Here is a 14,554-nt window from a genome sequence, read left to right as displayed (position 1 = left end):
TGACATGTGTTCACTCGCGAGGATGCTATACACTCGATGCAACTGCAGGCTAGGCGTGAAAATGTTCGGATAGAACTTTCGTTGATTATGGTCCACGAGAGAGAGTCGCAGTTTCGCGGACAAGCCGTCGGGATTATTATGACAAACCCCGTGCACCGCACAAGCCGCCTTGGCCTGGCTGGTTGCCCATGATGACATCAGCACCGTCATTGCCTAGGGCGCGTAACGCCGAACAGGCCCGCGGCAATGCCGAGGCCGCCAACTACAGCGTTTCTGCGGAATTCCTAGCCGCAGTCCGTGAACTCTACGATGTCGAACTGCGCGAGCAGATTCATCCTCGTTGGTAGGTACCGACGCTAAAAAACCGCCGGCCGTCGACCCCTGAGAGGGGCGGCGGCCGGCGGTTTTTCTGTGCTGGCTACTTGAGGTGATCCACCAGCTGCGCGGCAATGCCGTTGTAGGTAGCTGGGGTCAGCTCCTGCAGGCGCGCCTGCGCTTCGGCGGACAGGCCCAGCTCGCCAACGAATTCCTTCAGGCGATCTGCATCCACACGGTGGCCGCGAGTCAGATCCTTCAGACGCTCGTAGGGGTTATCCATCCCTTCGACACCAGCGATGGCCTCGGCACGCATCACCATCTGAATGGCTTCGGCTAGCACCTCCCAGTTGTGGTCCAGGTCCTCGGCCAGAACGGACTCGGCGACATCCAAGCGATCCAGGCCCTTGGCCACATTCGAGATCGCGAGTATCGAGTGCCCAATTGCGGTGCCGATATTGCGCTGCGAAGAGGAGTCGGTCAGGTCACGCTGCCAGCGGCTGGTGACCAAGGTAGCGGCCAGAGTGTCGAGTAGGCCGTTGGAGATCTCGAGGTTCGCTTCGGCGTTCTCGAAGCGAATCGGGTTGACCTTATGCGGCATGGTCGAGGAACCGGTAGCACCGGCCACCGGAATCTGTGCGAAGTAGCCGATGGAGATGTAGCTCCAGATATCGGTGCACAGGTTGTGCAGGATCCGGTTGAAGCGCGCAATGTCGGCGTACAGCTCGGCCTGCCAGTCGTGAGATTCGATCTGGGTGGTCAGCGGGTTCCAGGTCAGACCCAAGTGCTCCACGAAGGACTTGGAGATTTGCTGCCAGTCTGCACCGGGCACCGAGGCGTAATGGGCGGCGTAGGTGCCGGTGGCACCATTGATCTTGCCCAAGTATTCGGTCTTCTCGATGCGGTTGAGCTGGCGGGTCAGTCGCCAGGCCAAAACCGCCAATTCCTTACCCAAGGTGGTCGGCGTGGCCGGCTGCCCGTGCGTACGCGAGAGCATCGGCACGTCGCGGGATTCGTCGGCCATGGTGGTCAGCTGGGCAACCAGCGCGCGTGCGGCAGGCAACCATACCTGTGTCACGCCACCCTGCACGCCCACGGCGTAGGACAAGTTGTTGATGTCTTCCGAGGTGCAGCCGAAGTGCACCAGTGGCTTGAGCTGGCCGATGCCCAGCCCCTCGAGGCGGTTAGCGATGTAGTACTCGACGGCCTTTACATCGTGCACGGTCACGGCTTCGATCTCGGCCAGTTCCTTGACGGAATCGAGGTTGAAGTCCGTGACCATCTTGCGCAGACCGGCCTTTTGCTCGGCCGTCAGTGGGCTGGTGCCCGGCAGTACGGAGTTCTCGGTCAGGTGGATCAACCATTCGATTTCTACGTGAACGCGATCTCGGTTCAACGCTGCTTCGGAAAGGTAATCGACCAGGGGAGCGACGGCACCGCGGTAGCGGCCGTCAAGGGCCCCAAGGGCCAGGGGTTCATCTGCAAGTGAAGTGCGCGCAATCTCAGCCATGATTCCTATTCTTCCATCACTTGCGAGCCGGTACATCTTTTGTGGCGCGCCGCAACGGACTCGACCGATCCACAGCTCGTTGCATCACGCCCCGCAGCACTCACCGGCTAGGGGCAGGATGATGCCAGCGGGCGGAGGAAAGCCCATCAGGAAGGAACAGGAGGGTAAAGCGTGATGATCTTCGACTCTAGTCTGGACGGGGTGATGAGCGAACTCGTTCGGGCGCGGCAATCGACCCATCAGACCGCCGGAAACCTCGGCTCGATAACTAACCTGACGTGGAACTCCAGTGCTGGGCGGTCCTTTGAAGAGAAGGTCCTTGAGCTCATCGAGGTACTTCACATGCTGGAGCGCTCGTTGGACGACACGGCCAACTACGTGATGGTGGCCAAGCGAGAACTCGATGCCCTCGAGGCACAAATCATGGGTCAACGGATGGTGGGCTGATCCGTGGGTTACGTCGTGAACTTCAACGAAGCCGATTACGCAGATGCGGCAACGATCTGCGATGCGGCGAATAGCTCATTGCGTGAGGTAGAGCAGACTGTCCTGCGCCTGCGTGACAAGGTGCTGAACTGTCAGCAGATCGTGCAGTCGCAATGCATTGCCGCCGGCTTGGGTCCGCGTGGACACACGCTCAATGAATTGTGGCTGAAGTTGCTGTCAACTGCTCCGCTTGCCAGCGAAGCCGCCACCGAGGCAGAAAAGCTGAGCCAACGTACACGTCAGGCAATGGTGAATTACATTGAGGCCGAGCGGCTGGCCCAGCGGCTCATCACGGACCGACGGCTCCTAGACCAATTGGCCGACCTGGTGGTCAGTTCCTCCTTCAACGACTTGCGCCCGCCACGGCAGACAACTGAGCAACTCGTGCGGCTGGTCGTGGACATGCTGACCGGCCCACTGTGGGGGTATCTGGACGACAGCGAGAGCAGACGTCACGGCGATGTCTTGCGCACCTTGTCTCGAGTGTTGGGCCTAGATACCTCGCGGCGGCTCTTCAGCATGAAGCTCTGCGATACCGCACCCATCATGAGTCAGGAAATTGATGGAGGGCTCAGCGGCTATTACCAACTACACGATTACTTAGAGCGCGATGCGCAACAGAATCCGGGCAGGTTCATGGTTGTGCAGGCCGAACAACGCGGACGGGATGTGTATCTGGTCGTACTGCCGGGAACCCAAGACAATAGTTGGGGGCAACTACCCTTCGATGCCAAGGGCATTCTTGATGCATACGGGGGAGAGTCGCAGAATCTGCAGGAGCCGGTGGACGAGGCGCTGAGACTCAGCGGTGCCGCTCCCGGCGATGAGGTCATTCTTTCCGGATACTCGCAAGGCGGCCTGCACGTGGCCAATCTCTTGAAAAATGCGTTTTTGCGCAAGAAGTACCGTTTGAATCAGGCGGTCACCTTTGGGTCACCAGTGGGCACCATCCAGTTGCCGAAACAGGTGCGCAGCCTACATCTGGAGGACGCCAAGGATATGGTGCCGGGTCTTGAAGGGGTGCCGAACCAGTACCAGCAAAACCAGCTCACGGTGACATTTGATGGTCCGCGACGCCCCGATGAGTTGGAGAGTGGATTCTTTGGCAAGGCGCATAATCTGCACAATTACGGAGATCATCTGGCCGAACTGGAACGAAGGCCCACCGGGCAGGTGCGCGAGAACGTTCGCGAACTCAGTCTGGATGGTGGGCCGGTGAAACTTCGGCGCTTCCAACTGCGGCGCCGGCACGAGTACCCGGCGCCGCCGTTGAATCATCAGGGACGCCGGGTGTACCCGGCACCGCAGGATTAGCGGTTGTCAGACTTGACGAACACACCCAATACGGCAGAGACGATGGAAATAATGATGGTGCCGACGATCGCGTCCCACCAGAAAGCATCGACATGCAGTCCCACCGGAGTGAATTGGGTCAGCCAACTGGTCAGCATGAGCATGCCGGCGTTGATAATGACGGTAAACAGGCCCAGTGTCAGGCAGGTGATCGGCATCGAGAACAAAGCGATGATCGGACGGACTAGCGCATTGATCAGTCCGAAAATGACTCCGATAACGCCGTACGACAACACAACGCTCAGCGAGTCGTCGGCAAAGGGCGACATTTGAATACCGGGCACGATCCAAACGGCCGCGGCTAAGGCGAGCGCGTTGATCAGAACTCGAATCAGGAAACTCATAAGGTAACTCTTGCACATAAAACTGAATCGTCGGTGGGTGTCGGAGGCGGTCGGTCTAATATGCTGTGCACCATGAGTCAGAATTCCGTGAACCATGATCCAGTCCAGCCACGCCCGGTGGTGGCCCGCTTGCCTAGATACGCTGCGGGCAAGCCGCCGGTGACGGTTCCGGGGCTGCAGCCCTTTAAGCTCTCCTCCAACGAGAACCCCTTCGGGCCGTTGGACGAGGTAAAAGAAGCGGTCCGCGAGCAAACGGATCTGAACCGCTATCCTGATCCGCTGTGCACCGCTTTGCGCGAAGAACTGGCCGGGGTCATTGGCGTGCCAGCCGAAGATATTGTCACGGGTACCGGTTCGCTGGGGGCACTCAGCCAAGTACTGGCCACCTTCGCAGGGCAGAACGAAGATGGCGTGCAGGACGAAGTGATTTTCGCTTGGCGGTCCTTCGAGGCCTATCCAATTGTGGTGAACTCGGCCGGGGCGTTGCCGGTCCCGGTGCCGCTTCTTGAGGACGGGCGCCACGACCTTGAAGCCATGATCGAGACCATTAACGAGAACACCTCCGTCATTCTGTTGTGCACCCCGAACAACCCCACCGGTCCGAGCCTGAGCCAGCAGGAAGTGGACGACTTCTTGGCGCGGGTGCCGAAGAACGTGCTGGTTGTGCTCGATGAGGCCTATATCGAATTTGTGCGTTCCCCGCAGGCCGTAGATGGTGTTGCCACCTACCGTGCCCATAAGAACGTGTTGTTGCTTCGTACCTTCTCCAAGGCCCACGGCCTAGCCAACCTGCGTGTGGGCTACTCGGTGGCGCACCCCGAGATCACGAACTATATCCGCGTGGTAGCTACACCCTTTGCCGTCTCGTCCGTGGCTCAGGACGCGGCTATCGCCTCCTTGCGGCATATGGATAAGGTGCTCGAACGGGTCGACTCGCTGGTGGTTGAGCGTGAGCGCGTCGTGGCGGCGCTGGACGAGCTGGGCTGGACCATCCCGCGCACGGACGCGAACTTTGTGTGGCTGCCCCTTGGCGACAAGACCGATGCCTTCGTTGAACTGGCCGATGCCCAGGCGCTTTCGGTGCGTGGATTTACCGGGGAAGGCGTGCGTGTGAGTATCGGTGAAGCGGAGGCAAACGATCGCTTTATCGAGCTTTGCCGCGAAAACGCGACGTTGCTCACCGTGTAGATTCGGCTTATTTCTCGCCTTTGCACAGCCAACTGACATAGGCTTATACCTAGAAAAACCGTATATGTCCCGTGCGGAATGTATGCCGCACGGGGCATATTTTGATTGAAGGGAGATCCATGCCGCGTAGCGCAGCCGAGGCATTGGAGCAGGACCTGATCCAGATTCTGACCCCCGAGGGGAAACGTCAATCTCACTCCCTCTACGACGCGTACCTCGAAGACGTCGACGACGACATGCTCCGGGACTTCTACCGTGACATGGCCATGACCCGCCGCTTCGACCAGGAAGCGACCGCCCTGCAGCGACAGGGGCAGCTCTGCCTTTGGGTGCCACTACGTGGTCAGGAGGCCGCGCAGATTGGCTCTGGTCGAGCCACCCGCGACGGGGACTACATCTTCCCCACCTACCGAGAGCACGGCGTGGCTCTCACCCGCAACGTGCCCTTCTCCGAGATGCTCCGCTTGTTCCGTGGCATCTCCGGCGGTGGCTGGGACCCCCGCGAGAATAATTTCCACATGTACACCATGGTGCTCGCCGCTCAGCTGCCCCATGCGGCGGGATATGCCATGGCCGTCAACCTGGAACAGCATGGTTGGGACGAGGCCAAGCGCGCCGCCGAAGGCGAGGCGGTAGTGGCCTACTTCGGTGACGGTTCCTCCACCGAGGGTGAAGCACACGAATCCATGGTGTTCGCGAATTCCTTCAATGCACCGGTGGTGTATTTCTGCCAGAACAACCAATACGCCATTTCGGTGCCTTTCGAGGTGCAGTCCAAGGTGCCACTGGTCAGCCGAGCAGCCGGCTACGGCATGCCCGGCATCCGTGTGGACGGCAACGACGTGCTCGCGGTGCTGGCAGTCACCCGCTGGGCCCTCGAGCACGCGCGCTCCGGCAAGGGCCCGGTGTTCATCGAAGCGGTCACCTACCGCCTAGGTGCACACACCACGGCAGATGATCCGACCAAGTACCGGATGAGCGAGGAAGAGAAGCTCTGGGCGCCGAAGGACCCGCTGGTGCGCCTGGAAACTTACCTGCGGGAGAACGACCTCGTGGACGATGCCTTCTTCGAACAGTTGGTTCAGGACGCCGATGAAATGGCGGCCACCGTGCGTCGTGACGCCATGGCCTTCCCGGTTCCACCGTTGGCCAAGTCCTTCGAGCAGGTGTATGCCGAAGCACATCCACTGGTTCAGGAAGAACTCGCCTGGCATCTTGAGTACGAAGCCGGCTTTGCCGATCAGGCCGCAGACGGGGAGAAGTAAGTATGACCACGACCATGACCTTGGCCAAGGCCATCACCTCCGGACTGGACGCGGTGCTCGAGAATAACGACCGGGCGCTGCTGATGGGCGAGGATATTGGACGTCTCGGCGGCGTGTACCGCATTACCGATGGGCTGATCGATAAATACGGTTCGCACCGTGTTATCGACTCACCGCTGGGTGAGGCCGGCATCGTTGGCACCGCCGTCGGCATGGCACTGCGCGGCCACTCGCCACTGGTGGAAATCCAGTTCGATGGCTTCGTGTTCCCAGCCTTCAACCAGATCACCACCCAGCTGGCGAAAATGCATGCGCGCTCCGAGGGGCGCCTGAACGTGCCGGTCGTCATCCGCATCCCGTATGGTGGCGGCATTGGCTCCATCGAGCATCACTCGGAGTCGCCCGAGGCGCTCTTTGTACACACCGCCGGTTTGCGTGTCATCACCCCCTCCAACGCACACGATGCCTACTGGATGATCCAGCAGGCCGCCGAATGCAAAGACCCGGTGATTTATCTCGAACCCAAGCGCCGTTACTGGCTCAAGGGTGAGGTGGACACCGAAGCCCCGGCGCTCGATGCCTTCAAGGCGCAGGTTGTGCGCCCCGGCGAAGACGCGACCATTGTGGCTTACGGTCCGTTGGTACCCGTTGCGCTGGCCGCGGCGGAAGCCGCCCGCGAGGATGGCCGTAGCGTCGAGGTCATCGACCTGCGCTCACTGTCGCCGATCGATTTCGACACCATCTTAGAGTCGGTCCAAAAAACCGGACGACTGATCGTGACCCACGAAGCCCCGACCTTCGGCGGGTTGGGCGGCGAGATCGCCGCCCGGGTCTCGGAACGCGCATTCTTGTCCCTGGAAGCCCCGGTGCTACGCGTGGGTGGATTCCACATGCCGTACCCGATCTCCAAGGTTGAGTCCCAGTACCTGCCCGATATCGACAAGCTACTCGAAGCGCTCGACCGCTCATTCGCGTACTAGTCACGGTTGACGAGGAGTAATAATGACGACCTTTAATCTTCCCGATGTGGGCGAGGGCCTAACCGAAGCCGATGTGGCCTCCTGGAAGGTATCCGTGGGGGACACCGTCGAGGTGAACCAGATCTTTGTCGAGATCGAAACCGCGAAGTCGCTCGTGGAGCTACCAAGCCCCTACGCCGGTGTGGTGACCGAACTGCACGCGGCCGAGGGCGATACCGTGCAGGTAGATGAGCCGCTGATCTCCATCAACGAGGACGGCGAGGCACCGGTGCCGACCGGTGTCCCGGAACCTAATGAGGCGCTGAGCACCGCAACACCGGTGGCTAGCGAGGAACCCGGGCCGCTGGTCGGCTCCGGCCCCACGGCCGACTCCGCGACCCGCCGTGCCCGAGTGAACCGTCCCGAACCCAGCGCCACCGGGGCACGCACGGCGTCGGTGCGTGCCAGCGGGACCCCGGCCGCCTTGGCCGACCAGATCTCCCGCCGTGCCCAGGGCTTTAGTCAGGTCGTGGCCCGTGAGGTGGATCGCCGCAAGCCGGCGGTGGCCAACTTCGTTGACCGGGTACTGGCTAAGCCGCCGGTGCGTCGACTGGCCAAGGAACTGGGCATCGACATCAACGATGTGGTGGGTACCGGTTCGCAGGGCGAGGTGACCCGCGAAGACGTCAACAGTTACCAGGCGCAGCGCGAGGCCGAACACGCAGCGGCCCCGACCTACTGGCGTCCGGGCACCGGGGCACCGGAGACCCGAATCGAACGCATTCCGGTGCGCGGGGTGCGCAAGGCCACCGCGAAGGCCATGGTGGACTCCGCCTTCACGGCACCGCACGTGTCGATCTTCGTCGACGTGGATGCGACGCGCACCATGGAGTACGTGGCGCGCCTGAAGAAGTCGCGAGACTTCGAGGGCATTAAGGTTTCGCCGCTGCTGGTGCTGGCCAAGGCCGTCATTTGGGCCGCCGCCCGTAACCCCTCGGTGAACGCCTCCTGGGTTCCGGGACCGAACGGCGACGAGATCCACCAGAAGCACTTCATGAACCTGGGTATCGCCGCCGCCACCCCGCGCGGACTGCTGGTGCCGAATATCAAGGACGCGCAGGACCTGTCCATGAAGGAACTGGCGATCGCGCTGAACGATCTGGCCGCGACCGCACGCGCGGGTAAGACTCGTCCCGAGGACATGCGCGAAGGCACCCTGTCCATCACCAATATTGGCGTGCTCGGCATCGACATCGGCACCCCGATCATCAATCCGGGCGAGGTCGCGATCGTAGCCTTCGGCACGATCAAGCAGAAGCCATGGGTTGTCGATGGTCAGGTGGTACCGCGCTGGATCACCACGCTGGGTGGTTCCTTCGACCATCGCGTGGTCGACGGCGATCTCTCGGCCCGCTTCATGGCCGATGTTGCCTCGATCATGCAGGAACCGGCCATGCTGCTGGACTGAGGGCACCGGCTCTTGTAACGCAGGCGGCGGGCACTTCGATGATTTCGAGGTGCCCGCCGCCTGCGGCGTTAATGGAGGGCGGAAATGGGCCTCGGGGCATGCGGCGCAAATATTTCTGCGCGTGCTGTCACATCTGGGGCGGTCGCCTCGACAGTCTCTATGAGGGCCGTTCGCCGAACGGCACCCAGGAACGAGAACGTCAGGAGTGCACCATGAGCCGCTTGCCCATGAACAAAACCCACAAGCTTGGCTACGCCGCCGTCTTGGGAATGGAAGCCTATTCCGCAAAGTCGGTATCGCGGGAGCTATACGAACTGATCAAACTTCGCGCCTCCATTCTCAACGGATGTTCGTACTGCACGGATATGCATTCACAGGATGGGATGAAGCACGGCATCTCCACGGCGAAGCTCTTCGCGGTGGCCGCCTATAACGACTCGCCACTGTTCACCGAGGCCGAACGGGCCGCACTGCGGCTCACCGATGCGGTAACTCGTCTAGACCCCGCCGAGGGCGTCAGCGACGAGGTGTGGGATGAGGCCGCAGAACATTTTGACGAGAAGGATCTGGGTAACCTCATCCTGGCCATCGCCACCATTAACGTGTGGAACCGGATCGCCATCACCACCCGTTTGGAGCCACCGGTCCGTGCCTAACGGAGCGACTTGTTACGATCGGCAGGTGAGCACCGATGCAACAGCGTTGCCTCCGATCGCCGTCTGGCAGGAGCAACGCAGGCAACTAACCGCCTTGGCTTACCGCATGCTTGGCTCCTGGAGTGATGCCGAGGACGCGGTGGCCGAGGTCGGCGCGCAACTGGCCGCGTTGGATGCTCACGCTACCGGCGTAGTGCAGTCGTGGCCGGCGATGCTTCGCACGATGACCACGCGGCGGGCCGTCGACCAACTGCGCTCGGCCACGCGCCGACGCGTGGAGTATCCGGGCGAATGGCTTCCCGAGCCGATCGACACCGGGCTGCTACCGGACGAAGAGGCCGAGGAGCGCGAACTCCTAGAGCTCGGGGTATTGCATCTCATGGAGGTGCTCTCACCCGAGGCACGTGCGGCCTACGTGCTGCGCCATGCCTTGCAACTGCCCTATGCAGAAATTGCGCAGATCCTGGAACTGACCACGGCGTCCGCCCGCCAGCTGGTCTCCCGTGCGCAACGCAAAATCGGCGACCCGCCCACACGTCGTGCGGACAGCGAGAGCCAACGGCGCTATGCGGCCAAGCTACTCGAGGCGATCGCTAGCGGTGAGGTGGCGAGGGTCGCCGCGCTACTGCACGATGAGGTGTCGCTGCACTCCGATGGCGGTGGCCACCTGAGCGCGGCTCGTCGCCCAATACTTGGAGCCGAGAAGGTCGCCAGGTTCCTGATCGGGACGAGCGCAAAACATCCGGACCGCAAGATGTTCGAGCTAGCGCTCAACGGCGGCTTCGCGTTGCTCTTTGAGGCGCCCCAGCGGCAAGACGTGGTGTTCTTCGCCCAAGACCAGGATGGAGGGCAACGAATCCTCACCGTATGCAACCCCGAAAAGCTTGGACATCTACCTGTCCACCGTCGGGTCACGGTCATACAGGCTGGAGCCGAACCCGGCTAAACTATGGGCTATTGTCACCAGCGCGAAAGGTTGCCCGCCGTGAGGTTCCATCGGCCCCGCCACCGTCTGAGGGTATCCAACGTGCTGCTGAGCCTGTGCGCGGTGGGCCTGATCTGTGTCGGCTTTCTGTCGCCGGCGGCGGCCCAAACCGATATGACCGAGCCGGTGTTTCCCACCGCTCCGAGCACCGATGAGCGCGATGACGAGCAGGCCATCACGTTCCCCGATGTCGTGCAACAGTCAGAACATGTCTATCTGGCGGTGGGCGACCGGGTGGACTCGGTGGACGCCGCCGGGCTTGTGAAACGCTTCGAGCGACAGGCCGCGTCCAAGGACGTGCGCATACTCCTAGGGGTGGACACCCACCCGACCCGGCTCAAGGGCGCGGCCCAACTTGTCCGGGCCATGCTCATGTTCGGTTCCAGCGATGCGCTGGCCGACGACTGGGTCGAGAACGGCAAACGCCTGGGCTACGTGGGCAAGGACTGGGTGGTGATCGGGGTCTTGCTACCGCAGCAGGACACCGGCACTCCCGAGGTGGATGTGCAGTATGGGCGCAACCTGACGCACGGCACCGCCGCGCGACAGCAACTGGTGCTTCAGATCTCTGAATGGTTCGCCGAACAGCAGCGTACCGAGGCGGCCGCACTGAGCCTAGATGCCGCCATAACTGCCGCGCGTTCCGAGGACTATGTCTCCCTTAGCTACACGCTGGCCCCCGACGGCTGGGCACCGAATCGCTGGCCCGCAACAACCTGGTTACTGACGGGCCTGACCCTGGCCTGCGCGGGACTGGTTGTGGGCCTGCTGGCACGGCGGGGGCGTCGCACTCGCCATCAGCAGCAGGAGGCCACGCGCGTCGCCGCGGCCGCGACCGAGCTGGTGGCGGTGCGCGGAATGCTGCGCGGCCTGCGTGAGAGCACCCCGCCCGAACCTTTCGGCGACGGTGTACTGGCCGAGAGCTGGCGGGAGCATCTGCGCCAGAGAGCGGACCGTTTGACGCACGCCGAGGCGGTACTCGAGCAGGTGCACCGGCAGAAGCAGGACCAGGGCAAGGTAGCACCCGACGCCCTGCGGGAATTGCGGGCCCAGCGGCGATGGTGCACGCAGGCCCAACGCCTGGTCAACCACGGGCAGGTGGTCACCGGAAACTGGTCCGAGGCCTGTACTTACCTCAAACGCACCGGTGTGGCCCTCTCCGAGTCCCTACATCGGCTGATGCCGGAGATCGAGGCGATTGAGGGTCGCGATGAGAGCGTCGGTGCGCAGCTGCGTGCCGAGACCCTCGCGCAGTTCCAGGAGTTACAGCAACTGACCCAAAGCGTAGACCGGCTCAAGACATCACAGGCATCGCCAAGCGAACGCTGGGAGTTGGTCGAACGCTTTGCCGCGCTGCACGCCGCCGCCGCACACACCCGTCAAGCCGTCCGGGAGCACGCCCCGGGCGCCAGGGCCGCACGTGTCGAAAATGAGCCGGAGGACCTCTTCGCCGCGTTGCGCGAGTTGACGGTGTTGGAAGCGGGGATCCTGTGAGCCAGGCACGGTATGGACTTGATAGATTCGGGCGTGCCCTGCGTCGGCCCTATTCGCTGTGGTGGGTACTGGCAGTCCTCGCGGCGGTGGCCACCACGGTGGTCGGGATTAATGCCGCCTTCGCCTTCGGGCGCGCCCCCACGCATCCGGTCCAGATCAGTGTGCAGGGTGATAATCCCTGGGGGATCACCCAGCAGGCGATCAACGATTCAACCCGAGACCCCATCCTCGCGTGGCGTCCGCTGACACTGACGGTCACCGACCGCTACCTCACGGCCAGAGAGATACTCGACGGCCAGGACATGGGCGGAGAGATTCTGCTGTCCACGCAACCGGACAAGCTCGGTACGAAGAACTACGACGTCGACGAGCGCTTCAACGGGGTGGCGGTCAACGTCGAGCTCGAGCGCGCCAAGGAACCACGCACCGAGCTGCGTTATGACATTCTGCATGCCTACGAACGCAACCTAGGATTGGGCCACGGGCCGAAGGCCGTGCTGGCCGCCGCCCGGGAGGCGGCTGAGCGCATCGATGCACCGAACCGAAACCCGGTGCTCTGGATCTCCATGCTCAGTAGCGGGGCGGCGCTGTGTGCACTTAGCCTGATCATGGCCGTGCGCTGGCAACTGCGCTGGGCACGACGTTATCGGCGTCTGCGTGCCGCACAGCGCCAGTTGGCCCGTGTGGTGCTCGACCTCGAGGCACTTGAAGTCACCTATGCCACCGTGCCAGAGAATAAGCGGCCTGCGAGTTATACCGAGCATTTCGTGCGGCTCAACGAACTCTCCCTCGACCTAGCCCGTCAGGAACCGACGGTCGTGGACGGGGTATTCGCCCGCGGGAAGGCACTGAGCGCAGAGACCGAGAGCCTGTTGGAGAAATTTGAGGCCAGGGCCGCGCGGCTGACGGTGCTCTCCGATTCGATTATGGGTGCCGGATCGGTGCATGCCGAACTGGCCGGGCTCTCCGATACCTTTGACCGGCTACTGCGCCCGCTCTATGACGGAGTCACCGAACTGCTGACCCGCGTTGCGCAGGGAAGCACGCCGATCCTCCCCGAGGCGCAACACACCATGTTGCGCGCGGACTTGGACCGGTTACTGGAGGTGGCACGTCGCGGCGAACCGAGCCAGAAGTTGCTGGCGCGTTTTGGCGAGGCCGAAGCGCAGCTGCTCGCAGACCTGCGCGAAGTGCACCAACATTTACGAAGTTATCCGCGCGGCCGCACCCAGCCGATTCGGCCACCCGATGCGGCGCTGACAACCTTGCGTAAATCGCTCAAGCTACCAACCCGCCGGCATCTCGACGCACGATTCGAACTGGCAGAGATCAATGCCCTCACCGCGGCGATCCTGGGCCCACATCCATCCTTCGACCCGCCGTTGGCGCCCCGAGACGCGGCCGGAAAGCACCCTCTGGCCAAGTTGGTTGCGCGCTTCACCGGCGGCTCGGCACGCATTACCCGCGGGGTGGGGATCACCGCCGGTGTTCTCTTGCTGATCGGTGCTATTGTTCCGGCGGGACTCGGCGTGGATGAGCTGACAATGCGCGCCAAGGCACCCACCAGCCCGGTGGCCGAGATAGAGCTTCGGGTCGATGGTCCGGGGCAGTATCTCGATCTAGCGGCCCTGCGCAAGACCTTGGACCGCGAACTACCGGCCGGTGAACATGTCACCGTGGCTGTCCGAGATGCCCAGTCCTATCTCGAACTCGAGTACCGCGAGGCCGATAAGGTCTCCGGGGCCAGTCCGCGCTCCCTGCTCGAGGCAATGGGGCGAATCAAGGAAGAACTACCGGAACTGCTCGGACCGAACAAAGAGCTGAAGGCCGGTGAGAACATCGTGCCACTGTTCATCACCAGCGACGGTCAGGGAGCAGTGCCCGGAATGATCAGTTCGGTGACCAACATCGGTGACTGGGGCTTTCGTTCCGCGGTGGACTGGAAATACGGGTCCTTGTACGCCAGTAAGTACCGCGAAATTCAGGTGGCCAACGTCCTAGAGGACTTCGCCGACGACCTAGAAAATAACGGATACCGCGATATTGGCGTATCCGATGGCGTGCTGTTCTTCCTGCTCTATGTCGCTATCGTGTGCACGGTGCTCGCGGCGGTAGCCGTGGCCCTGGTGCTGGGGACGCTACTGCTGCGCTGGGTCAGCTTTGGCAGCAGTGGCCCGCGGCTACGTGCCGCGGAACGTCGTCTAGAAGAACTCACCGGTTCACTTGACGAGTCCCGGCTCAATGCCGTGGCGGTCCTTGGCGCCGGGGAGGCCTCGGCGTCCGCCGAGGCCGGGCAACGCTTATTTGAACGTGGTTTGGCGATGGCCTGGCGTGAAGTGCAGGATCTGCGCTCGGCGGCCCTCTCCGAGCGGTTGACCGCGGCGTACGCGGCCAAGGTCGAACACCTCGCCGGGGTGATCGCCGCCCTGGGCGCCCGCGACGCCGACGTCACGCAGCGCGCCGAGGCCTTCATTGACCTCGGGCGGCGTGAGATGCGTTAGCCCGCCGGTCGCCGGTGAAGCCGAGTCAGA

General features: G+C 62.5%; 13 protein-coding genes. 11 read left to right on the top strand and 2 right to left on the bottom strand.

The window, feature by feature from the left end; translation table 11 throughout:
* Positions 1–188 precede the first annotated feature (188 nt).
* The gene (locus ACYU0X_RS15000) at positions 189–347 is read left to right on the top strand and encodes a hypothetical protein (protein ID WP_461901546.1); all 159 of its coding nucleotides are present in this window, start codon (positions 189–191) and stop codon (positions 345–347) included.
* A 71-nt stretch (positions 348–418) separates the two neighbouring features.
* On the opposite strand, the gene purB is transcribed toward ACYU0X_RS15000, so the two are convergent.
* A complete protein-coding gene (gene purB, locus ACYU0X_RS14995) occupies positions 419–1,825 on the bottom strand; it encodes an adenylosuccinate lyase (protein WP_461901545.1) in 1,407 nt (468 codons plus the stop codon).
* Positions 1,826–1,999: 174 nt separating this feature from the next.
* On the opposite strand from purB, the gene ACYU0X_RS14990 reads away from it, so the two are divergent.
* Positions 2,000–2,272 carry a hypothetical protein gene (locus tag ACYU0X_RS14990; protein WP_461901544.1) on the top strand — a complete coding sequence of 91 codons (273 nt, stop codon included), beginning with the start codon at positions 2,000–2,002 and terminating at the stop codon, positions 2,270–2,272.
* Between the two features lie 15 nt (positions 2,273–2,287).
* Positions 2,288–3,625, top strand: a complete 1,338-nt coding sequence (locus ACYU0X_RS14985; protein ID WP_461901543.1) for a lipase family protein — start codon at positions 2,288–2,290, stop codon at positions 3,623–3,625.
* Here ACYU0X_RS14985 and ACYU0X_RS14980 read toward each other — a convergent pair.
* Positions 3,622–4,008, bottom strand: coding sequence for a phage holin family protein (locus ACYU0X_RS14980; RefSeq protein WP_309409542.1), 387 nt, complete (start codon positions 4,006–4,008; stop codon positions 3,622–3,624). The genes ACYU0X_RS14985 and ACYU0X_RS14980 overlap by 4 nt on opposite strands.
* Before the next feature lie 72 nt (positions 4,009–4,080).
* Here ACYU0X_RS14980 and ACYU0X_RS14975 point away from each other — a divergent pair, with 72 nt between their 5' ends.
* The 8 genes from ACYU0X_RS14975 (at position 4,081) to ACYU0X_RS14940 (ending at position 14,524) form a co-directional block, all read left to right on the top strand.
* The gene (locus ACYU0X_RS14975; RefSeq protein ID WP_461901542.1) at positions 4,081–5,196 is read left to right on the top strand and encodes a histidinol-phosphate transaminase; all 1,116 of its coding nucleotides are present in this window, start codon (positions 4,081–4,083) and stop codon (positions 5,194–5,196) included.
* A 119-nt stretch (positions 5,197–5,315) separates the two neighbouring features.
* Positions 5,316–6,461: a pyruvate dehydrogenase (acetyl-transferring) E1 component subunit alpha gene (pdhA, locus tag ACYU0X_RS14970; protein WP_461901541.1), complete on the top strand. Its 1,146-nt coding sequence runs from the start codon at positions 5,316–5,318 to the stop codon at positions 6,459–6,461.
* A 2-nt stretch (positions 6,462–6,463) separates the two neighbouring features.
* A complete protein-coding gene (locus tag ACYU0X_RS14965; RefSeq protein WP_418907561.1) occupies positions 6,464–7,441 on the top strand; it encodes an alpha-ketoacid dehydrogenase subunit beta in 978 nt (325 codons plus the stop codon).
* A gap of 22 nt (positions 7,442–7,463) precedes the next feature.
* Positions 7,464–8,888 carry a dihydrolipoamide acetyltransferase family protein gene (locus tag ACYU0X_RS14960; RefSeq protein WP_461901540.1) on the top strand — a complete coding sequence of 475 codons (1,425 nt, stop codon included), beginning with the start codon at positions 7,464–7,466 and terminating at the stop codon, positions 8,886–8,888.
* Between the two features lie 212 nt (positions 8,889–9,100).
* Positions 9,101–9,544, top strand: coding sequence for a carboxymuconolactone decarboxylase family protein (locus ACYU0X_RS14955; RefSeq protein WP_461901539.1), 444 nt, complete (start codon positions 9,101–9,103; stop codon positions 9,542–9,544).
* Positions 9,545–9,569: 25 nt separating this feature from the next.
* Positions 9,570–10,490: a sigma-70 family RNA polymerase sigma factor gene (locus ACYU0X_RS14950; protein WP_461901538.1), complete on the top strand. Its 921-nt coding sequence runs from the start codon at positions 9,570–9,572 to the stop codon at positions 10,488–10,490.
* An 81-nt stretch (positions 10,491–10,571) separates the two neighbouring features.
* Entirely contained in the window at positions 10,572–12,023 is a 1,452-nt protein-coding gene (locus ACYU0X_RS14945; RefSeq protein ID WP_461901537.1) for a hypothetical protein, read from the top strand.
* Positions 12,020–14,524: a DUF5129 domain-containing protein gene (locus ACYU0X_RS14940; protein ID WP_461901536.1), complete on the top strand. Its 2,505-nt coding sequence runs from the start codon at positions 12,020–12,022 to the stop codon at positions 14,522–14,524. The genes ACYU0X_RS14945 and ACYU0X_RS14940 overlap by 4 nt, the downstream gene beginning before the upstream one ends.
* Positions 14,525–14,554: the final 30 nt, after the last annotated feature.

It is taken from the genome of Glutamicibacter sp. X7 (genome assembly GCF_054889245.1).
The sequence above is the reverse complement of the archived record's forward strand: the minus strand, read 5'-3'. Positions and strand labels throughout refer to the sequence as shown.

What these genes read in the sequence shown, in the direction of transcription:
- ACYU0X_RS15000 (WP_461901546.1), top strand. Translation starts at nt 189, where the DNA reads ATGATGACATCAGCACCGTCATTGCCTAGGGCGCGTAACGCCGAACAG.
- purB (WP_461901545.1), bottom strand. Translation starts at nt 1,825, where the DNA reads ATGGCTGAGATTGCGCGCACTTCACTTGCAGATGAACCCCTGGCCCTT.
- ACYU0X_RS14990 (WP_461901544.1), top strand. Translation starts at nt 2,000, where the DNA reads ATGATCTTCGACTCTAGTCTGGACGGGGTGATGAGCGAACTCGTTCGG.
- ACYU0X_RS14980 (WP_309409542.1), bottom strand. Translation starts at nt 4,008, where the DNA reads ATGAGTTTCCTGATTCGAGTTCTGATCAACGCGCTCGCCTTAGCCGCG.
- ACYU0X_RS14975 (WP_461901542.1), top strand. Translation starts at nt 4,081, where the DNA reads ATGAGTCAGAATTCCGTGAACCATGATCCAGTCCAGCCACGCCCGGTG.
- pdhA (WP_461901541.1), top strand. Translation starts at nt 5,316, where the DNA reads ATGCCGCGTAGCGCAGCCGAGGCATTGGAGCAGGACCTGATCCAGATT.
- ACYU0X_RS14965 (WP_418907561.1), top strand. Translation starts at nt 6,464, where the DNA reads ATGACCACGACCATGACCTTGGCCAAGGCCATCACCTCCGGACTGGAC.
- ACYU0X_RS14960 (WP_461901540.1), top strand. Translation starts at nt 7,464, where the DNA reads ATGACGACCTTTAATCTTCCCGATGTGGGCGAGGGCCTAACCGAAGCC.
- ACYU0X_RS14955 (WP_461901539.1), top strand. Translation starts at nt 9,101, where the DNA reads ATGAGCCGCTTGCCCATGAACAAAACCCACAAGCTTGGCTACGCCGCC.